At 41.4% G+C, this 19,073-nt stretch carries 22 protein-coding genes (1 of these 22 cut by a window edge); 4 read left to right on the forward strand and 18 right to left on the reverse strand.

Annotated elements, in window-relative coordinates:
* On the forward strand, positions 1-79 hold the 3' portion of the coding sequence (locus EJ103_RS15165; RefSeq protein WP_004588429.1) for a hypothetical protein. 401 nt of this gene lie to the left of the window's left edge; the window shows 79 of its 480 coding nt (coding positions 402-480); the start codon falls outside the window, past its left edge; the stop codon is at positions 77-79.
* Here the strand turns inward: EJ103_RS15165 and murI are convergent.
* Both murI and EJ103_RS15175 read right to left on the reverse strand, forming a co-directional pair.
* Positions 42-839, reverse strand: coding sequence for a glutamate racemase (gene murI / locus EJ103_RS15170; protein WP_126008431.1), 798 nt, complete (start codon positions 837-839; stop codon positions 42-44). The genes EJ103_RS15165 and murI overlap by 38 nt on opposite strands.
* Before the next feature lie 65 nt (positions 840-904).
* Positions 905-2,044 carry a DUF5610 domain-containing protein gene (locus EJ103_RS15175; RefSeq protein ID WP_126008433.1) on the reverse strand — a complete coding sequence of 380 codons (1,140 nt, stop codon included), beginning with the start codon at positions 2,042-2,044 and terminating at the stop codon, positions 905-907.
* Positions 2,045-2,209: 165 nt separating this feature from the next.
* Here EJ103_RS15175 and trmA point away from each other — a divergent pair, with 165 nt between their 5' ends.
* Positions 2,210-3,307, forward strand: coding sequence for a tRNA (uridine(54)-C5)-methyltransferase TrmA (gene trmA, locus EJ103_RS15180; RefSeq protein WP_064387293.1), 1,098 nt, complete (start codon positions 2,210-2,212; stop codon positions 3,305-3,307).
* 66 nt (positions 3,308-3,373) lie between these two features.
* Here the strand turns inward: trmA and EJ103_RS15185 are convergent, their stop codons facing one another.
* From EJ103_RS15185 to ccoG, 4 genes are read right to left on the reverse strand one after another with little or no spacing between them, the layout of a single operon-like run.
* On the reverse strand, positions 3,374-4,012 hold the full coding sequence (locus EJ103_RS15185; protein ID WP_004588433.1) for a thiol:disulfide interchange protein DsbA/DsbL: 639 nt from the start codon (positions 4,010-4,012) through the stop codon (positions 3,374-3,376).
* A gap of 18 nt (positions 4,013-4,030) precedes the next feature.
* Positions 4,031-4,654 (reverse strand): thiol:disulfide interchange protein DsbA/DsbL, encoded by a 624-nt coding sequence (locus EJ103_RS15190; protein ID WP_126008434.1) that lies wholly within the window; start codon positions 4,652-4,654, stop codon positions 4,031-4,033.
* Between the two features lie 30 nt (positions 4,655-4,684).
* A complete protein-coding gene (locus tag EJ103_RS15195; protein ID WP_054983931.1) occupies positions 4,685-5,659 on the reverse strand; it encodes a serine/threonine protein kinase in 975 nt (324 codons plus the stop codon).
* A gap of 47 nt (positions 5,660-5,706) precedes the next feature.
* Complete coding sequence (gene ccoG / locus EJ103_RS15200; protein WP_126008436.1) at positions 5,707-7,137, reverse strand: cytochrome c oxidase accessory protein CcoG; 1,431 nt, start codon at positions 7,135-7,137, stop codon at positions 5,707-5,709.
* Positions 7,138-7,425: 288 nt separating this feature from the next.
* Here ccoG and EJ103_RS15205 point away from each other — a divergent pair, with 288 nt between their 5' ends.
* Entirely contained in the window at positions 7,426-7,785 is a 360-nt protein-coding gene (locus EJ103_RS15205) for a hypothetical protein (protein WP_004588437.1), read from the forward strand.
* Positions 7,785-7,991 carry a hypothetical protein gene (locus tag EJ103_RS15210; RefSeq protein ID WP_004588438.1) on the forward strand — a complete coding sequence of 69 codons (207 nt, stop codon included), beginning with the start codon at positions 7,785-7,787 and terminating at the stop codon, positions 7,989-7,991. The genes EJ103_RS15205 and EJ103_RS15210 overlap by 1 nt, the downstream gene beginning before the upstream one ends.
* A gap of 32 nt (positions 7,992-8,023) precedes the next feature.
* Here EJ103_RS15210 and EJ103_RS15215 read toward each other — a convergent pair whose 3' ends face one another.
* The 12 genes from EJ103_RS15215 to gspD all read right to left on the reverse strand — a co-directional run bounded on the left by EJ103_RS15215 (position 8,024) and on the right by gspD (position 19,056).
* Positions 8,024-8,611 (reverse strand): UPF0149 family protein, encoded by a 588-nt coding sequence (locus EJ103_RS15215; protein ID WP_126008438.1) that lies wholly within the window; start codon positions 8,609-8,611, stop codon positions 8,024-8,026.
* 18 nt (positions 8,612-8,629) lie between these two features.
* Positions 8,630-9,388 (reverse strand): type II secretion system protein N, encoded by a 759-nt coding sequence (locus EJ103_RS15220; RefSeq protein WP_126008440.1) that lies wholly within the window; start codon positions 9,386-9,388, stop codon positions 8,630-8,632.
* A gap of 3 nt (positions 9,389-9,391) precedes the next feature.
* Positions 9,392-9,865 carry a type II secretion system protein M gene (locus EJ103_RS15225; RefSeq protein WP_126008442.1) on the reverse strand — a complete coding sequence of 158 codons (474 nt, stop codon included), beginning with the start codon at positions 9,863-9,865 and terminating at the stop codon, positions 9,392-9,394.
* Positions 9,862-11,070: a type II secretion system protein GspL gene (gene gspL, locus EJ103_RS15230; RefSeq protein ID WP_126008444.1), complete on the reverse strand. Its 1,209-nt coding sequence runs from the start codon at positions 11,068-11,070 to the stop codon at positions 9,862-9,864. Before gspL ends, EJ103_RS15225 begins: the two co-directional genes overlap by 4 nt.
* Complete coding sequence (gene gspK, locus EJ103_RS15235) at positions 11,067-12,053, reverse strand: type II secretion system minor pseudopilin GspK (RefSeq protein ID WP_024032552.1); 987 nt, start codon at positions 12,051-12,053, stop codon at positions 11,067-11,069. Before gspK ends, gspL begins: the two co-directional genes overlap by 4 nt.
* The gene (gspJ, locus tag EJ103_RS15240) at positions 12,053-12,673 is read right to left on the reverse strand and encodes a type II secretion system minor pseudopilin GspJ (protein ID WP_004588444.1); all 621 of its coding nucleotides are present in this window, start codon (positions 12,671-12,673) and stop codon (positions 12,053-12,055) included. The genes gspK and gspJ overlap by 1 nt, the downstream gene beginning before the upstream one ends.
* A gap of 3 nt (positions 12,674-12,676) precedes the next feature.
* Positions 12,677-13,048 carry a type II secretion system minor pseudopilin GspI gene (gene gspI, locus EJ103_RS15245; RefSeq protein WP_024032554.1) on the reverse strand — a complete coding sequence of 124 codons (372 nt, stop codon included), beginning with the start codon at positions 13,046-13,048 and terminating at the stop codon, positions 12,677-12,679.
* Positions 13,049-13,050: 2 nt separating this feature from the next.
* Complete coding sequence (gene gspH, locus EJ103_RS15250; RefSeq protein ID WP_004588446.1) at positions 13,051-13,635, reverse strand: type II secretion system minor pseudopilin GspH; 585 nt, start codon at positions 13,633-13,635, stop codon at positions 13,051-13,053.
* Positions 13,636-13,685: 50 nt separating this feature from the next.
* A complete protein-coding gene (gene gspG / locus EJ103_RS15255) occupies positions 13,686-14,108 on the reverse strand; it encodes a type II secretion system major pseudopilin GspG (RefSeq protein ID WP_004588447.1) in 423 nt (140 codons plus the stop codon).
* 79 nt (positions 14,109-14,187) lie between these two features.
* Positions 14,188-15,423, reverse strand: a complete 1,236-nt coding sequence (gene gspF / locus EJ103_RS15260) for a type II secretion system inner membrane protein GspF (protein WP_004588448.1) — start codon at positions 15,421-15,423, stop codon at positions 14,188-14,190.
* A 2-nt stretch (positions 15,424-15,425) separates the two neighbouring features.
* Entirely contained in the window at positions 15,426-16,994 is a 1,569-nt protein-coding gene (gene gspE, locus EJ103_RS15265) for a type II secretion system ATPase GspE (RefSeq protein ID WP_126008445.1), read from the reverse strand.
* Positions 16,987-19,056, reverse strand: a complete 2,070-nt coding sequence (gene gspD, locus EJ103_RS15270; RefSeq protein WP_024032557.1) for a type II secretion system secretin GspD — start codon at positions 19,054-19,056, stop codon at positions 16,987-16,989. Before gspD ends, gspE begins: the two co-directional genes overlap by 8 nt.
* Between the last annotated feature and the right edge of the window lie 17 nt (positions 19,057-19,073).

Here is a 19,073-nt window from a genome sequence, read left to right on the forward strand (position 1 = left end):
TTTAAAAGTACGTGAGGCAAAACAAAAACAAGAAGATGATTCTAGCTCTTTACGCACTGAGACGGATCAATCAGTGTAACGTGCTTTATAGCTAGCTTATTACTCAAAACATCAGCCGTTGCATAATATTGCAGCGGCTTTTTTTTGTCTGTAAATTTATTTCCAAAGTTATGCTGCTCTAGTAGGTAGTTTACTCTGCTAGCAATGGCCGCGCCTGAATCGAGTAATTGCACTGCGTTATTAAAGTACGCTTGTATAGCATCGCTAAGAATTGGGAAATGTGTACAACCTAGTACAAGTACATCTATATCTGAGTTAATGCGCAAACGCGTAAGCTCTTTGTGCAGTTTGAGTATATCTAGCTGCTGAGTGAAAAATAACTGCTCTGCCAATGCCACCAGCTCAACACTGCTATATAAACTCACTGTTACGTTGCTGGCATGCTCTTTTATTAATGTATGAGTATAGGGGCTTGCAACTGTGGCGGGGGTTGCCAATAAGCCGATGTGCTTTGTGCGAGTTACTTCAGCAGCAGGCTTTATTGCTGGCACTACGCCGACAATAGGTATTGATGTAATTTTGCGTACTTCACTCAAGGCTGATGTAGAGGCTGTATTGCAGGCTATAACAATAAGGTCGACATTAAGCGCGTTTTGCTCAATAAAATAAATGAGTGAGCATAAACGCCCTATAATAGTTTGCTGGGTTTGCGCGCCATAAGGGAGTAACGCATTGTCCATAAAGTAGCTGTACTGTGCATCTGGAATACGCTTTTGAATATGCTCAAGCACGGTGGTGCCACCTATACCTGAATCAAATACCATTATGTGGGCTGACAAACTTTGGTTCCTACTGTTTATTAAGAACGGCAGTTTGCCATGAGGTATTTATAAAAGAAAGTAGTTTAGCTTTGCTCAGACTTTAGCGCGTCGAGTGCATCGCCCGCTGAATTTAATTGGTTTAGGTTTTCAAACATTGCCTGGGTGTAATCAACTAGCTGATCGACTGCGGCTTGATCTTGGTTGAGCCACTCTATAATACCGGCAAGCTGATCTTCTAGGCCTAGTTGCGATGCTTTATCAAATGCATTTTTTAGATCGTCATTAAAAGGTGCGATCGCATCGGCTACTTCTTTTGTTGGGTTTGGCTGATATTGCTCATAACTTTTAACGGTAGCGACTGTTTTTGTTTGGCGAAGATCCATTGAAAATGCAACGAGTTGCTCACTGCCTAAGCTCAGCTCTTGTGCTTTCTCAAATGCTTCATCCAAATCACCACTAAAGAATGTTTTACTTACACCTTGTAGCTCTTCCATCATGGCATTAATAGCATCTTGCTCTTGTTCGTTTAAATCACCATTAACTGACATTGAAAAAGACAGCTCTCGAGATTGCGACGATGAGCTGGCAAACGATTCGCTGTTATTGCTTTGTTGATACCCGCTCGCTGTTTGAGACTCATATGCATCAGCAAAGCTAATACTGACCTCATCACCTTCGGCCGTTGTAAACTTATACTCGGCATTACTGCTCATACTTACATATTGTGCTTGGCTTACGCTAACACTGGCCGCTTGTGGGTTAAATAGGGTTTGCTCAAACTCATCAAGCCCCTCAAAAATGCCTTCTTTTGACTTGTCGATGCCCTCTTGCATTTCTTCGTTAAATACACCGGTGCCTTTTAGTTCATCAACCGCTTCGTCTATACCGGTTTGAACACCTGTGCGCGCATCATCTAACATATTTTTTAATTTATCGTCATCGGCACCATTGGCTTTGGCTTTATTAACTGCACCAGATACAAAGTCGAGTACATTTTTTACTATTTCATCAAAATCGAATAAAGGTTTATCGGCTTGTTTTTGCTCAACAGGTAAACCTAGTTGCTCTGCCATTTTGTCGCCAAGCACTTTTGCAGCAAGTTCTCTGCCTCGCTGTAATGAACTTTCTTGCGGAGATTGGATTGTTGGCTGCTGTAGCGCCTCTTTATTATTGAATTTGTTTACGTTGTTGTTTGGCGTATAGCCATAATTACCGATTTTCATGATCCACCTCCGTTACGTACTTAGCTTATTATCGGCTAATAGTGACAAAACTAAAGTGCATGTTTAAAAAAACAGCAACTTTATTATCAGCAAAACTAGACAAATACTGCTCGCTCCCTACAATAGCGCCGATAAATAGATCTCATAGATAAGGTAGTAGCATTAATGGCAGTGATTAAGATAGATACCACACAGTACGATACGCAGCTAAATGAAAAAGAGCAGCGTATTACGTCGCAATTTAAGCGATTTGGTGTGCAAGCGTTAGAGGTGTTTAGCTCAGAGCCAATTAACTACCGCCAACGTGCTGAATTTAGAGTATGGCACGATGGGGATGATCTATTTCATATTATGTTTGATCAGGCCACGAAAGAAAAAATTCGCGTCGACACCTTTGACCCTGCCGCGCCATTAGTTGGTGAAGTTATGCAGGTGATGATTGATAATTTAAAGTCGTGTGAAGTATTACGCCGTAAGCTGTTTCAAATCGATTATTTATCGTCATTAAGTGGCGAGATTTTAGTAAGCTTGCTTTATCACAAACCACTCGATGAGCAGTGGCTAACTGAAATAAAAGCCCTGAAAGAAAAACTGAGCAGTAAATACAATATTGACTTTATTGGTCGTGCGCGCAAACAAAAAGAAGTACTAGGCAATGATTTTGTTACTGAGCGTTTAACCGTAAACGGCCAGGAGCTTATTTATCAACAAGTAGAAAATAGCTTTACGCAACCTAATGCTAAAGTGAATATAAAAATGCTGGAGTGGGCACAAGACTTATGTAAACCACTGAGTAATGACCTGCTGGAGCTTTACTGTGGTAATGGTAATTTCTCTATTGCATTGGCGGGTTCGTTTAATCGCGTATTGGCTACTGAAATATCTAAGTCTTCTGTGCATTCGGCGCAATACAACATTGCTAAAAATAAGGTAGATAACTTAGATATAATTCGTATGTCGAGTGAAGAGTTTACCCAGGCAATGAATGGTGAACGTACCTTTTCGCGTTTAGAGGGGATAGATTTAAAAAGTTACGATTGCCAAACTATTTTAGTCGACCCTCCACGCGCAGGTATGGATACCCTTACCTGTGACTTAGTAGCCAACTACGAGAACATTATTTATATATCGTGCAACCCAGAAACGCTTGAGCGCGATTTAGATCATTTAACCCGTACTCACAATGTTAAGCGCTTTGCGATATTTGATCAGTTCCCTTATACGCACCACATAGAATCGGGTGTTTTCTTACAAAGAAAATAGTGAGTTAAATTTAAATCACTTCCATAAAAAAAGCTCCTTACGGAGCTTTTTTTGTTTTAGCAAACCTTACTTGTTCGCTAAATAGTTAATTAATTTACTAATATCTTCTGGCGCGGTAATACCAGACTCACGGCCTAGATTTAATTTGTATTTACCATTTACGATAAAGGTTGGTACGCCACGTAGCGCGCCTTTTTCTTTAAAGTAATTTTGGTCACGCTTCATTTTAGAGCTTAATGTACGTACCGAGAAGCTTTTGTATAGTTTATCAAACTTATCGCCATCAACACCCTGCGCTACAAATACATCTTTTACATCTGCAAGCTCGTTAAATTTAGCGCGCTTAGTGTGAATGTGATTAAAAATAGCCGCAACAATTTTATCTTTTTGCGGAAGTACTTCCGCGGTTGCTAGCGCTTGGCTCATCATTTGTTGGTTTTCTGGATCGCGAACACCGACAAAATCAACATGGCTCTTTTTAAATTTAACGTCTTTATCTAGCTTCGGCTTAAACTCACCAATTAACGCTTCCATGTTATTACAAGCAGGGCAATAAAATGAGAAAAACTCTTTTACTTCTGGCTTTTTAGTCGCGCGCTCTGCAACCACATCGTAATGTACGCCTTCTTCATAAGTGGCGGCTACACTGCTCGCAGCCATAGGCAGTAGTAATGCAAGTAAACCTGCTTTAACTAATTTGATCATTGTTATTGTTCTCCGAGATTAAAGTGTTAGTAAAAAAGCAACTAACTCATTCAGTTCTTGCTGGTTATTAATGGTGTTAATGTTTATTTTATATTTATCGTTTACGATAAAGGTAGGCACACCGGTTAGCGCACCTAGTTTTGAATATTTGTTTTGTTTATCTTGCATTGCACGCTCAGCTGAAATAATTGGCATGCTGGCAATGTCTTGATCAAACGTTGCGCTATCGATACCGTTAACTTCAAGCAATTTTTTAACGTCTTTCATTTGCGTTAAAGGTGCGCGCTGTACATGAATACTTTTAAAAATTTGGTCGCTGATACTTTGTGCTTGACCGTGTTTTTTACCGATTAAGTAGGCGTAGCTTAAGTTGCTTTGCGCCTGTGGTGATACACCGCCTAAAAAGTTAACGTGATTTTTTATAAATTCAGTGCCCTCAGGTAGGCTTTTTTCAATTGCCTTTGCAACAGGCTCAAATTTAAAACAATGCGGACAGTAAAACGAGAAAAATTCGGTTACTTGCAGCTCTGCGCTTTTTTCTACATCAATAACAGTATACTGGTTATCGGCTTCAAACTGTGCAGCAAGGGCTGCAAATGGTAAACATAAAAGTAGTAGGCTCAGTTTCAATTTTTTAAGCATTGGTATCTCGTGTACTTTTTAAATAAAATTTTATGGCAATAACTTCAGCGGAGCTTCTTGCAGTGCTGCAAACTGCTCTTTAAGCGCTAAAATTTGTTGCTCCCAGTATTTGTCTTCAGCAAACCATGAAAAGTTCCGTACGAACGCAGGATCACTCCATCGTTTAGCTACCCAACCCATATAGTGAATAATACGCATTGCACGAAGCGGTTCAATTAATTTGAGTTGAGTGTGGTCAAAATCACAAAACTCTTCATACGCATTTACAAGGGTGTCTAACTGTAACAGCTGTGTTTGACGATCGCCACTGAGCATCATCCATAAATCTTGAATGGCCGGCCCCTGACGAGCGTCATCTAAATCAACAAACATAAGTGCTTCGCCTGCCCACAAAATGTTACCTGCGTGGCAATCACCATGTAAGCGGATCCCTTGCACATTTTTATACTGTGCTTGCGCTTGTTCAATAACCAAGTCCAATATGGTGTAAAAAGCCGTGCTGATCCCCATAGGTACCAAATTACTTTTTTGCAGATGAACTTTAGCTGTATGCAAATATTCTTCGCAGCTAAAGGTAGGTCTGTGCTCAAATGCTTTGCTTTTAGCCACCTGATGCATACGGCCAATTAAACGACCCATTACATCAAGCTGATCCAGGTTATCAACTTCAAATTGTCGCCCGCCTACACTTGGAAATAACACAAATACATAACCTTGGTGCTCAAATAAGCTTTCTCCGTTGTGCTTAATGGGTGCAACAACGGGTACTTCGGCCTCAGCTAATTCAAATGCAAAGTCGTGCTCTTCTTGTATTTGCGCTTTGCTCCAGCGCTCTGGGCGGTAAAACTTAACAACGTAGCGCAGGCCATCTTCCGCCTTAAATTGGTAGACTCTGTTTTCGTAGCTATTAAGTGCTAATAAACCTGACTCTGCATATATACCAACGCTTTCTATTGCATCGAGAATTAAGTCGGGCGTTAAATCTTCAAAACTAAATTTACTCATGGGCTTCTTAATGTAAAAAGCGGGTTACCCCGCTTTTGTTAGTGTGTTTATCGCGCTTTAAAAAAGTTACTCGGTTGCGATATGCTTTCATCTGGGTCATTAACCGGTGAAAGTACAAAGTTAAACTCCGTCATTGGCACTTTTAAATCATACGGGTCCATTACAAGTGACAGTGGCACATTATGCGATTGCCCTGCTTGCACTGTAAATGTTTGCTTGCCAATGTACTTAAAGTTTTCAAGGCCTTGAACATCAATATTAAAGGTTTGCTCGTACTGCGCCTTGTTGATTACTTTTAATGTATAGGTGTTTTCTACCAAGCCATTAAAGTCAACACGATACAGTTGGTTACGGTCTCGTATTATGTCAAAGTCCATAGGCTTTCTAAATGCAATGTTAGCCACCAGCGCACTGGTAAGCACCACCAGTATGACCGTGTAACCTATGATTTTAGCTCGCAGTGGGTTGGTTTTATTTTCAGGTGTTTCGAGATTGCGCTCTGTAGTATAAGAAATAAGACCACGCGGGTAATTCATTTTATCCATTACACCATCGCAGGCATCAATACATGCACCACAGTTTATACACTCGGCTTGCAAACCATTACGAATATCTATCCCTGTAGGGCACACCTGTACACACAAGTTACAGTCTATACAATCGCCCATTTCTAAATCTTCGTGGGCAATTTTACGCGAACGGGGGCCTCGGCTTTCGCCGCGTTTTTCATCGTAGGTTACGGTGTAAGTGTCTTTATCAAACATAGCTGATTGAAAACGTGAATAGGGGCAAATGTGTAAACACATAATTTCACGCATCCACCCTGCGTTAGCGTAAGTACACGCTGCAAAGAAAATAATACTTACCAGCGCGTAACCACCTACGTTAAAGGTAACAAAGTCAGGGAGTAATTCACGGATAGGCGTAAAGTATCCGACAAACGAAATCGCCGTATATAAGGCAAATAAAACCCAACTGGTGTGCTTTGCTGTTTTTCGCCAAAACTTATCAAAGTCCATCGGGCGTTGATCTAGCTTTTTACGCTGATTCGCTGTGCCTTCAAACTTTTCTTCAAACCAAATAAATATAAAGGTCCATACAGTTTGCGGACAGGTATAGCCACACCATACTCGGCCATAAAAGGTAGTAACCAAAAAGAGTGCAAACGCGGCCAACATAAATATAAAGGCTAATATAGTGAAATCTTGCGGCCACAGCGTTAGCCCAAAAATATTGTACTTTTGGCCTACTAAATCAAATAACACAGCTTGCTGGCCATTAAAATTTATCCAAGGCAAGAGCATAAAGGCAAGCATGCCTAAAAAGCCTATACGCTGTCTAAGTAATTGATGAAGCCCTTTTACTGCGCGAACATAAATTCGGTTACGTGGGTTAAACCTGTCGTCTTGACGGCTTAAATCCGGTTTTTGGATTTTAACCTCTGCAGGTATATTCTTTACTTTAATTTGCTTGTCCATCGAAGTTCCTCAACGCCGCTTGGAAATAAAAACGTAGCAATATGTGCGTATTCTATACTGTAACTGTAGTTCGTTAATGGTAAGTGTGATTAGTTTAAATAATCAGCTGTTTGAATACTTTCAGATATTTCAGAAATATCTAACTGCTGTTGGCTATTATAACAATACTGGCTAAAATTACAGGTATAGATTGCTAATAATTTATTCATCTCAGTTACTTGCTTTTAAAATGCAGTTTATTACACTGCTTGCTAAATTTACCCCATTAAGATCAAGGTTTACGCATTCATGAAAAAGTTTATTATATTGGTCATTCTGATCCTTGCGTTTTTTACTATTGATCACCCACTAGTTAAAGAGCCCCGCGAAAAGCTATTAGGTGAAGGTGTGGGTTTTTTAAGTGATGCGAGCAAAATAAACCGTAGCCCAGCAGCCAATATGGCTAAAAACCGTATTAGCAGTGCGTTAAAGCTCTCTGAATCTGAGCACGAATATATTGAAAAAACCTTTACCACTGATGATTCAGTGCAGTTATTTCATTTACGTTATTGCCGCGAGCGCGACTTAAATTTATATTTTTACGAAGAGCGTTTAAATACAGTGTGTAAAATTGTATCGGATGCATTAGAACAAAAGAGAGCTAAGTAGTGGATTTTTCGCAGTTAAACAAAAAAGCGAGTGACTCTTTTCATAAACAGCGCACAATACTTAAAAAACTATCGCAAGGAAAAACCTTGCATTGTGAGCAGTGCGGCGAGGTGTTAACACTCGATTTAGCCACCAGCGAGCCGGGTAAAGGCGTTGTTAAGTGTAAAAAAGGCTGCACTGATATTATTTTAGAACTTGGCGCTTAATTATCCTAAGCGCCGTTTAATACACCTAAAGGCTACTCTTCCCACCCTTCATCTGTAATCAGCCCACTGTTTATGGCTACCACTTCAATAAGCTCGGCAAAACCTAATGCAAAGTCGCCCATTGATTCGTACTGATACTGATATAAGGCTTCGAGTGTCATGCTATTTTGCTGCGCAACTTGCACTCTTGTTTGCTCATCAACAGCAAAAAAGCTAAGCGTACTTAGCGCACTCTCTAGTGCTTCTTTGTACTCAGGCTCTAACGCGGGAGCTGTTAATAGAGGTTGTGCGTATTCTTGAGTTGCACGTAAAAAACCTTCACTCCACGCTTGGGTATAGTCTAGGTCAAAATTGGCGGGTAACTTATAACCGGTTTCAAATACTTGCTCACTAATTTGATGGTACAACGCCATAAATAAAAACAGTATTTCTTCGTCTAAATCGTTAGCCGTATTAGGCACAATATGCGCTAACCACTGGTGAACTTCTAATGGGCTTGGCGAACAAATAACCCCAAATAGATAGCCTTGGCTTTGTGTTAATGACATAGCCTGAGGTTGAGTACTTAAAAATGCACTTAATTGCTGTGCGTGTTGTTCGTTAAACTGTGGTAATTGCATTAAATCTCTTTTATTACATTAAAAATTTAGTGGGTAGCGGCCCTGTGCATCGGGGCGGCCTAAAAACTTAACCGCGTCGTGTACATCTTTTGGTAAGCTGGCATCAGGTTTAACATAGCCTGCTACTTTAAAGTCAAAGTTAGCTTTAAGTGTTGCGTCGGCTTCAAGGCCTAACGTGTTATCTGGGTCGACCAAAATAGCTATATCGCCCGACTTACAGCTTAGCATGCCACTCAGAGGCCCTATATTAAACCAGCCATTAAAGCCTTTAACATCTATATTTGGGCTAGCAATCTCGCCTTTTAATGACTCACAATAAGGCACACCTGAGGTGTACTCGTTAAGCTCTAAAATGACTCGGCCTTTAGCCGTAGCTGGTATAGGTAGTGCAATACGTTGCATGGCACGCTCCACGGTCGAGCGAATTATACCATCGGTAACTTTAACCACATTATTAAATAATCCGTAATTCACATCAGCATAGCCCGAAATATCGCTACGCTCACGCGGATTACCAAATTTTAAGTTAGCATTTAAATTACCCGTAAATAACTGCCAGCCAGAAATATCCCAGCGTACATTATTTAGCTGCTCGTCTTGATAGCGCACTTGCATCATTTGGCCTTGCCATACACTCCCTACGGTTTGCCCTATTTCAAGCTGCTTAGGTAAGTACGGCTTAGCTAGGTCTAACGCAATGGCCGCTGGTAATTTCATTATGCAAAACACAATAAAACTAATAAAAAATATCACTGATAATATTATTATTTTTTTCATTAATTACTTCTCTAGTACTAAGCGGCTTACACGTACAAACCCTGATTTATCATCTTTGCTTAAATCAAGGTTCTCTACTGTTAAGCCATGCTGATTAACCAGTTCGTCTAACCATTCTATTAATTGATTAAACTCTACCGAATCAAGCGTTAAACGTAACGAGTTATCGTTAGGCTGCATTTTACTAATAGTAATACGGTAGCGACTACGCGTTGAATTAACCACTTGGCTAATATTTTGATTGCTAATTGCCTGCGTGTTACCCGCCGCTTTTAACTTTACTATGCTTTCATCAACCCATACGAGCAGCTCTTGCTGAGTGACGTACGACTTTTTAGCTTTAAATATGGCGTTATTTAAAGGTCTAAAAATTCCCATTACTAAAACAAAAACAACAAATATACCACCAGCAACCATAATTAATTGCTGCTCTTGCTCTTTTAAAGAGCGCCAGTATTGTATTATTTGCTTTTTCATACTGCACCTCGCAGTTTAATTTCGCCTACTACAAAATCGCCATCGTTATTTAACGACCCTTGCTCAACCGTTAACCCTTGTTGCTCAAGTATACTTTTTACTTTACCAAACGTTTGAAAGTCTTTTGCGCGTGCGCGTATTCGCAGCTCATTACGGCGTTTATCGTAACGTAGGGTTTCTGGCGTAAATTCGTTTACTTGCGAAAACACGCCAACCAATTGGCTGGTCAAATCTAAAAACCCGGCTTCACTTTCGCCATTAATGGTTTTAAGCGCGCCTCTGATTTGGCTTTTAATTAAGTTAGGACGTACTTTAGTTCCGGGGAATGCTTTTTGGTATCTATCCACTACCTGGGCTTTAGCAAGCTCAACACGCGAGTTAAGTTGATTTAGTTCAACCAGCTTTATGGCAATAGTAGCAAATAAAGCAACACCGGTAATAATGGCTGCGCCTTTCCAATAACCCCACCACAGTGCACTTTTCTTTTTAAGCTGGTACATACCTTGGCGTAAATTAAATTTAACGCTGGCAAGTTGTTTAGCAAATAAGGCCAATGGTAAATCGTAATCGCTTGCTTGCGAAATTAGGTTAATACTTTCAGGAAACTGATTAGCCGGGCTATAGTGCTTTACGCTCGGCTCGCCAAGTGCACTTAAGTAATCCCTTAGCCAGCTATTTTCAACAGCACTAATATGCCAATCGCCTCTTTTAAATAACCACTGATTATTAAGCTCTATGGCGGTTAATGTATCATCGTCGGCTGTAGGCAGTAGCAGGGCATCAGGTAAAATGGTGTATACCGCCAAGTTATGCTCTGAAAATAAAGCAAGCCAAGCCTCAAACCACACGCGGTCTGTTAAGGCAACTTTAATTGCATGCTGCTCATTAATCATAGTGGGCTCGCCAATTGCGACAAATAGCTCGTCTATATCGCACGCAATATCTTCTTCAAGCATGTATGGCAACGCTTGCTCTAACTTGCGATTCCATTTAGTCGGCAACGCCACTGTTTTCAGCTGCACCTGATCGCTAGGCAGTAATACGACTACCTCGCGTGTTTGCGCTTTTTCACTTAGCTCACTTAAACGGCTTGCATCGGTTAATTCCCCACTGGCAATTATTTCTTGTTCTTGTGGTGAATAAATTAACCAATTTAATTTATCTTGCTCTGTTTGACCCGTGCGGATCAGCAGTATTTCTGTCACTGTACGCCTCCAAATTTTCGCGCCAGTATCGTTACTTCGCCATTTTTGGCATGAAGTAATGTGGTCATCGAAAAACGCAAATCGACAAATGTCGCCTGCGTTTGTAATTTAAAATATTCGCTGTTAATACTAAATAGCTCTTTAACCGAATCTAAATTTGTACCGCCTTGCTGCTGTACCTCGGAAAAAAATTCATCAACGCTATCAAATCCGGTTTCAGGGCGAGCTGCTATAACGGCCTCTGCGCCCGATAACGATAATTCGTCAATCATGGCACTTAAAATAAGTGCCTGTTCGGGAAGTAACGTATTGACGTTAATCGATAATAAGGGAGACCCCGGAATAACACACACAAAAGGTAATACCTTTTCCATTACTAGCGGATTAAAACCTTTTACCAAACGCAGCTCAGAAGGTGATGCAAATAAACTATTTGCGCTCATATAAGGGTAATCACGCGATAAATACTCGTCTTCTTCAGCGCCTGAACGATAGGTAATGCTGTTTTCATCAAGCCAGTCAAATACACTGTCTGCCATTGCTTCTTCGCTTTCCTCGGCAGGTAAATCTTCAATGTTTTCTAATAATGCAAAGAGTGCTTTATGAGCAGGGTTGGTTTTGCTGGTAGAGTTTGGGTCTGGCGCTTCCCCTAATGCATTTAAATTTAAACACGCCTGTAAGTCAGTAATTTTACCGCTTAGAGTACCGTTATCTACAGGGTATTGGGTGTCGCCTTGTGTGGCCCAAACCTGATCTAACGAGGTTTTGTCAGGATCATCGTCTTTACTTAATTTTAGTGCCTTTATTGCCAGCTCTTCACCGCCGTAGGCATACCACTTTGCTTGTTGGTGCCCTTGCAGGTTAGTACTTTTTTGAACCTGCACCATTAAATTAGCACTCATTTCTACGGCTAATATCGCGGCCAGTGCAACAATAAACAGCACAATAACTAATGCGGCACCGCGTGATTCGCGCTTATTCATTAATTACTCTCCCCGCTGTTTTTGCCCTGCCCGGGTACTAAAAAAACACGACGAATAGGCTCTGCCTCAATTTGTTGTAAAGTAACCGCAACCGCTTTAGGTAAGGCTTTTATTTGCCATTGCTCTTGCCATTCGTTGTTGGCATCTAAAAATTCAAATTTAAGCTCTTCAATACCTTTTAAAACAACTTGGACCCGCGGCTCCATATTATCAAGCTGATCTACATACACTCTGTATACACGCTCTAAATTGTCATCAAGCACTCTGTACCCTACGGCTTGTAACTCAGAGCGAGGCAGCAAGTTAATTGGGTTTACCCAGCCATCGCGTACAAACGCAATACCATCGTATTGGCTTTCTAATATATAACGCCCTGCGAGTAAGTATTGCTCTTGCGCATCACCGGCTTCGTTACGTACAGTGCGCTGAGTCATTTGGCTAAAGTCTTGGTCCATTAACCTAAATGCGGTTTGTAGACCATTAAGCTCCGCTATTTTTTCATCAGACGCTTCTTTTGCTTTGGTGGTTGAGTCTAAAATTTGGTGAGTAGCCATAATCACCACCGCTAAAATAGCCATAGCAACTAATACTTCGATTAATGTAAATCCGCGCTGCTTCACTTATTAGCTGCCTTTATTTAAATAAGTTGAAAGCTCGTACACCGATTGCTCGTATTTTTCGTCGCTAAAAACATTTATGGTCACTTTTACAAAGCTTTTGTCTGCAGTTTTTGCTATTTCTTGCTTCCAAAACCACTCAACGCCCGCCATTACTTCGCTGCCGCGCGCGCCATTTTTAGCCTGCCAGTCTTTACCTTTACTACGCTGCACCACAAGCACATTTTCTGCCACCCACGATGCATACGTTTGCTCTTCAAGTGTTGTTAAATGATTTATATGCTCGCCGGTTGCTTGCATAGCGGCAATCCCAGCCATAGCACAAATACTTAACGCCACCAGCACTTCGAGTAAGGTAAAGCCTTTATTTAGCCTCATTATTATGGCTCTTTTCGCAAATTAACAGGGGCTGTAAATTCCCCTTCAATGTAATACACAGGCTCGCTTTGCTCTTTTAATTCAACAATAAGCTGAAAGGCGCTGACCTCGCCAGATGATAAAATAAGGACTTGCGGTATTTTTAGTTTTTCAAGCTCTAATAAGCTATCGTCATCGCCGCCGCTCATTAGTTCACGCCAATTTGCTTGCTCAAGTAAGTTCTCTTGTGACCAGGCTAAATCTTCTAAATTGAGCGTCAGTTTTAACCGTTCATCCAGCTCAATGGGCTTGTAAAGGTCTTCGCGGTCAAAGGTAATCCATTTTTCGCCATCAAATACTAAAAACTCAAGGGTGTTTTCCTCAACCATTAAGCCAAGTTCTATTTGATTTAAAATAGCAAATTCAGAGGCCATGTTAATGGTGGTATGCAGCCTAAGCGCTTGTGTATCAAGCTCATCTTCGGCACCGCCTTCTAAGCTGTATACCACCATTTTGGTCGCAAATGCGATAATAGTAAGTACCACTAAAATTTCTATTAAGCTAAACCCACGGTGGTGGGCGCGCATACGATTAAGGCTTACTTGCATAGTAAGCCTCGTGCAATCGTATTTAACCATACTGCTTGGTTAAGTCGCATTTATTGCTCGTCTTCGTTCCAGTTGCCAATATCATCATCGGTACCGGCTTCGCCATCAGGTCCCATTGAAAAAATATCAAACTTGCCAATTTCACCTGGGCTAATTAGCTGGTACGGGTTGCCCCATGGATCTTCTGGTAATTCATTTACAAAACCACCATCAGGGAAACGCTTAGGAATTGGCTCAATGCTGGTTTTATTGACCAATGCTTCTAGGCCTTGCTCTGTGCTTGGGTAGCTTTTATTTTTAAGCTTGTATAAGCTCATTGCATCTTCAAGCTGTTGAATATCTAGATGTGCTTTATCGATAGCAGCTTCTTCTTGTTGGCCCATAATATTAGGCGCCACAATTGACATAATCATCCCGATAATAACCAATACCACCATTACTTCGAGTAAAGAAAAACCTGATTGTTTATTCACGTAAATACCTCATTTTCCAAAAACATAATTTAATTTGGTGTCATCTAAGTAAATACTAACTTAGCTAACCCCTTAAAGCTTAAAGTCCTACCGCTTTATTCATTGCCATTATTGGCTGTAAAATAGCCATTACTATAAACAAAACAATCACCGCCATTGAGGCAATCATTGCTGGCTCTAATAATTTTAATGATACGTTTACCATGCTTTCAAACTCACGGTCTTGGTTATTAGCCGCGCGCTCTAACATTTGTTCTAGCTCACCTGATTTTTCACCGCTGGCAATCATGTGCAGCATCATCGGCGGAAACAACTTAGTTTGCTGTAAAGCCGCTCTTAGGCTTGCACCTTCACTGACTCTATCGGCAGCATCTGCCACCGATTTTTTCATTTTTTTATTCGCTAATACACCACCCGATATGCGCATACCTTCAAGTAGTGGCACTGAGCTTGACGATAAAATACTGAGCGTACGTGCAAAACGCGCGGTATTAATACCCCGCGCTACTTTACCAAAACCAGGCATGTGCAGTACGCGGTCGTCCCACCAAAAGCGAATTTTAGGTTGTTTAAGTGCATGTTTAATGCCTACTGCCAGCGCAGTAATGACTAACAAACTTATAAACCAATAATTTTGTACAAAGTGGCTGCCTGCCATAACCCATTCGGTCGTCCAAGGCAGTACTTGCTTAGTTTTTTCGAAGGTTTTTAAAATTTTAGGCACAACGGTACCGAGTAAAACCGAAACAATACCAATAGCAAAAATAACCAAAATGGTGGGGTAAACCATGGCTTGAGTAATTTGGCTGCGCATGTGTTGGCGCTGTTCGGTGTAATCGGCAAGGCGATTTAATACTTGGTCAAGGTGCCCTGATTTTTCACCTGCGGCTACCATTGCTCGGTATAAATCGTCAAATACATGTGGAAATTCACTCATGCCATCGGCCAGTGTATAACCCTCTACTACCTTTGAACGTACCGACATCAGCATACGTTTTAAGCGAGGCTTTTCACATTGCTCTGCCACCGCCATGACAGCCCCTTCAACTGGCAATGCCGATTGAATGAGCGTCGCAAGCTGGCGTGTAATAAGGGCTAAATCGGAGGTTGATACGCTGGGTTTAAAAAAACGACTTAATAACGGCGTCTTTGCGCCACTAACTTGTTTTTCCCCTTCTGCTGCAGGGACAACTTCAAGCGGCGTAAGTTTTTTTTCGCGCAGCGCTTGGCGAATTTGCTTAGCTGTATCGGCTTCTAAAATGCCTTTTTGCTCTTTCCCTCGACCATCAAGGGCACGGTATTCAAACGCCGCCATGGTTAGGCTTCCTCACGGGTAACGCGTAGAATTTCTTCAAGGGTTGTTTTGCCTGCCAGTACGCGGCTACAGCCATCTTGGCGTATGCTTGGGCTTTTTTGGCGAATGTATTTTTCAACACTTTGCTCGCCTTTACCGCTGTGGATCATTTCGCGTATTTCTTCATCAACCACCAGTAATTCATGAATACCAGTACGGCCGCGGTAACCATTAAAGTTACACTCTTCACAGCCTACTGCGCGGTAAATTGTAGGTGCGCTATCAAACGGTACACCTAGCAGCTCACACTCACGTTCATCAGCAGTGTGACCTTCTTTACAGCTATTACATAAAGTACGTACTAAGCGCTGCGACAGCACGCCTAACAATGACGATGACAGCAAGAATGGTTCTACACCCATGTCTTCCATACGGGTAATTGCGCCCGAGGCGGTATTGGTGTGTAGCGTAGACATAACTAAGTGACCTGTAAGCGATGCTTGCACGCCAATTTGCGCGGTTTCAAGGTCACGTATTTCACCGACCATTACTACATCAGGATCTTGACGTAATATTGCACGAAGCCCGCGGGCAAAGGTCATATCTACTTTGGTATTTACTTGCGTTTGGCCAATCCCCGGAATTTCGTACTCTATTGGGTCTTCTACCGTTAAAATATTACGATCGCGAGAATTTATTTGGCTCATACCGGCGTACAAGGTGGTACTTTTACCAGAACCCGTTGGGCCAGTAACCAAAATAATACCGTGTGGTTTACTAATTAAATCAGCAAACAACTCTCGGTTTTGCGGCGTCATACCTAAATCTTCAAGGTTTAAGCGGGCATTGTTTTTATCAAGTAAACGCAGTACTACACGCTCACCAAAGCTAGATGGCATGGTAGATACACGCACATCTACTGCACGCCCTGCAATACGCAGGCTGATACGACCATCTTGCGGAATACGTTTTTCTGCTATATCTAGTTTCGCCATTACCTTAATACGCGATACTAATAACGAAGCAAGCTTACGATTAGGTTTAAGCACTTCTTTTAGTACGCCATCAACCCTAAAGCGAATCACGAGCTCTTGCTCAAAGGTTTCGATATGTATATCGGATGCACCTTCCTTAATTGCTTCGCTTAACATGGCGTTGATTAGTTTGATGATAGGCGCATCATCATCGCCGGCTAATAAATCTTCGGTTTGTGGGAGCTCATCGGCAAGGGAGAATAAATCGACCTCATTACCAATATCTTCCATCATTTGTTGTGTTTCAGAGCTGTCGCGCTGGTACGCAGCCTCTAATAGTGACTCAAATTTATCGTCAGCTAATTGCTCGAGGGTAAAGCCTTTACCTGCAATGCGACGCACTTCTAGCAATACTTCAACATCTAGCTCGCCGCGGTAATACACAACTTGCTGTTCATTATTTTTACTAAGCAGTACACCCGCTCTGCGCGCATACGAAAAAGGTAAACGCTTTGGAGGCAACTCAACTAAATCGTTACTTGTAAGTAACTCCTCAGAGCGTGTTTCATCACTACGATGAACCACGTCTTCGTTTATTTGTTCTATTGCGCTAGTCATCTTCACGCTCTGCACGTTCTTTAGAGCTCAATGCTTTTAAGTGCTCTTCATAAGTTGGTGGCAGAATAAGCTCATCATCCCAAGATGGAAGTAAAGGAACATCTGAATTTGGCATAAGCTCTATACCATCTTCTTTCTCTTTCATTTGCTCGCCACGGATAAAGTTATACTTATTAAAGCTTAACTTATTCATATTAACGCCATCGCGAATAATAGTTGGGCGAATAAATACAATAAGATTACGCTTACGTTTGGTCGTATTAGTTGACTTAAATAAGTGACCTAAAATTGGAATATCACCTAAAATTGGTACCTTAGATACACTTTCTTGTACGTCTTCATCAATTAGGCCGCCTAACACAACCATACCGCCATCATCAGCCATAACGGTTGTGGTAATGGCGCGCTTATTAACAGAAATATCAACAGCGGTTGCACCACTTACACTCGATACTTCTTGTTCAATTAATAATTGTACTGCTGAGCCATCGTTAATTTGTGGGGTTACTTTTAGTTTTACACCCACTTCTTGGCGTTCAATGGTTTGAAATGGATTATCGTTATTACTGCCTGTTTGCGAACCAGTAATAATGGGCACTTCTTGACCCACTATCATCGACGCTTCTTCGTTATCCATGGTGGTAATGGAAGGTGTAGCCAGTATGTTTGAGTTAGTGTCAGTTGAAACGGCCTGAATAATTGCACCCCAGTCGTTTTTAACTAAACCAAACGCTAAGCCATTAACACCACTTAGTAGCGAGGCAAGTGCCGAATAATCACCCTCAGTTGTTTCATCGTAGCTGGTTACGTTACCTGATTCTGTGCCTATTATTGTTTGTGTGGTTGTGGTGTCTTGCGCTTGAATACCTGCAACCGCTAATGAGCCTACAGGCACAGTTGAGCCATTATTAAACTGCAACATACCGCCATCTTCTGAAATCCATTGCGTACCTAAGTTAACGCCGTCCGATTCCATTACTTCAACAATAATCGCTTCTACAAGTACTTGCGCACGGCGAATATCGAGTCTATCAATCACGGTCTCTAATGAGCGCATGGTATCGGGCTGCGCTGTAATAACTAATGAGTTTGAGTCAGGGTGGGCTTCAATACTGGCATCGTTTTTATTGTTTGTGCGAGTTTTACTTGTGCCTTGGCCATCTTCTGCAAGCGTTTTACTTACGCCCTGCAGTACTTTTACTAAATCCTCTGCTTTGGCGTAATTTAAGTAAAATACTTTGGTATTACCTTGGCTTTCAAGTTCGCCATCTAGGCGCTTAATTAGTTCTATAGCACGGGTACGGGCTTGCCCTTCACCGCTTACTATTACGCTGTTAGTACGGCCATCGGCAACCACCTTAGGGATCAAAAATTCAGGAACGCTGCCTTTACCGCTGTCTTTGTAAATATTTTCAACAACCGACACTACATCATCTGCTGTTGCATATTTAAGCTTAACAATATCTACACGCTTATCACCGGCTTGATCCACCGAGCGAATAATTTCTACTAAGCGATTAACCGACGCTGCATGACCAGTAAGCATCATGACATTGGCAGCATTAAAGTTTGCTACATGGCCACCGTCTTTTTGGTCGCTAAATTGACGTACTAATGGACCAAGCTCTTGAACACTTACATTTTTAACGCGTACCACACGAGTGATCATCATATCGCCCGATGCAGCACTGTTTTCTGTAATTAGCGGTACATTTGATTTTTTAGCGTCAGAGCTTTTTTCAATCTTGATAATACCGTTGTCCATTTCTACTGCTGAGTAGCCATACACTTCGAGTACATTTAAGAAAAATTGGTAGTACAGCGCTTCATCCATTAACTCATAACTGCGTACGTTTACTTTACCGCGCACATTTGGGTCAATGATCACTGTTTTATTAAGGTTTTTACCAACAATGTTTATAAACTCGTTGATATCTGTGCCTTTAAAGTTTGCAGCATATTCAACAGCTGAAACCGACAACGAAATACTGGCTGCTAAAAAAAGCGCTGCGTACTTAGCTAACCCTTTTTTAATTTTTTTGAGGTGTAGCACCTGAACCATTATGTTAAAACTCCAAA

This window comes from Pseudoalteromonas sp. Xi13 (genome assembly GCF_003952205.1).
Taxonomy (GTDB): Bacteria; Pseudomonadota; Gammaproteobacteria; order Enterobacterales; family Alteromonadaceae; genus Pseudoalteromonas; species Pseudoalteromonas atlantica.

What these genes read in the sequence shown, in the direction of transcription:
- EJ103_RS15175 (WP_126008433.1), bottom strand. Translation starts at nt 2,044, where the DNA reads ATGAAAATCGGTAATTATGGCTATACGCCAAACAACAACGTAAACAAA.
- trmA (WP_064387293.1), top strand. Translation starts at nt 2,210, where the DNA reads ATGGCAGTGATTAAGATAGATACCACACAGTACGATACGCAGCTAAAT.
- EJ103_RS15185 (WP_004588433.1), bottom strand. Translation starts at nt 4,012, where the DNA reads ATGATCAAATTAGTTAAAGCAGGTTTACTTGCATTACTACTGCCTATG.
- EJ103_RS15190 (WP_126008434.1), bottom strand. Translation starts at nt 4,654, where the DNA reads ATGCTTAAAAAATTGAAACTGAGCCTACTACTTTTATGTTTACCATTT.
- EJ103_RS15195 (WP_054983931.1), bottom strand. Translation starts at nt 5,659, where the DNA reads ATGAGTAAATTTAGTTTTGAAGATTTAACGCCCGACTTAATTCTCGAT.
- ccoG (WP_126008436.1), bottom strand. Translation starts at nt 7,137, where the DNA reads ATGGACAAGCAAATTAAAGTAAAGAATATACCTGCAGAGGTTAAAATC.
- EJ103_RS15205 (WP_004588437.1), top strand. Translation starts at nt 7,426, where the DNA reads ATGAAAAAGTTTATTATATTGGTCATTCTGATCCTTGCGTTTTTTACT.
- EJ103_RS15215 (WP_126008438.1), bottom strand. Translation starts at nt 8,611, where the DNA reads ATGCAATTACCACAGTTTAACGAACAACACGCACAGCAATTAAGTGCA.
- EJ103_RS15220 (WP_126008440.1), bottom strand. Translation starts at nt 9,388, where the DNA reads ATGAAAAAAATAATAATATTATCAGTGATATTTTTTATTAGTTTTATT.
- EJ103_RS15225 (WP_126008442.1), bottom strand. Translation starts at nt 9,865, where the DNA reads ATGAAAAAGCAAATAATACAATACTGGCGCTCTTTAAAAGAGCAAGAG.
- gspK (WP_024032552.1), bottom strand. Translation starts at nt 12,053, where the DNA reads ATGAATAAGCGCGAATCACGCGGTGCCGCATTAGTTATTGTGCTGTTT.
- gspI (WP_024032554.1), bottom strand. Translation starts at nt 13,048, where the DNA reads ATGAGGCTAAATAAAGGCTTTACCTTACTCGAAGTGCTGGTGGCGTTA.
- gspH (WP_004588446.1), bottom strand. Translation starts at nt 13,635, where the DNA reads ATGCAAGTAAGCCTTAATCGTATGCGCGCCCACCACCGTGGGTTTAGC.
- gspF (WP_004588448.1), bottom strand. Translation starts at nt 15,423, where the DNA reads ATGGCGGCGTTTGAATACCGTGCCCTTGATGGTCGAGGGAAAGAGCAA.
- gspE (WP_126008445.1), bottom strand. Translation starts at nt 16,994, where the DNA reads ATGACTAGCGCAATAGAACAAATAAACGAAGACGTGGTTCATCGTAGT.
- gspD (WP_024032557.1), bottom strand. Translation starts at nt 19,056, where the DNA reads ATGGTTCAGGTGCTACACCTCAAAAAAATTAAAAAAGGGTTAGCTAAG.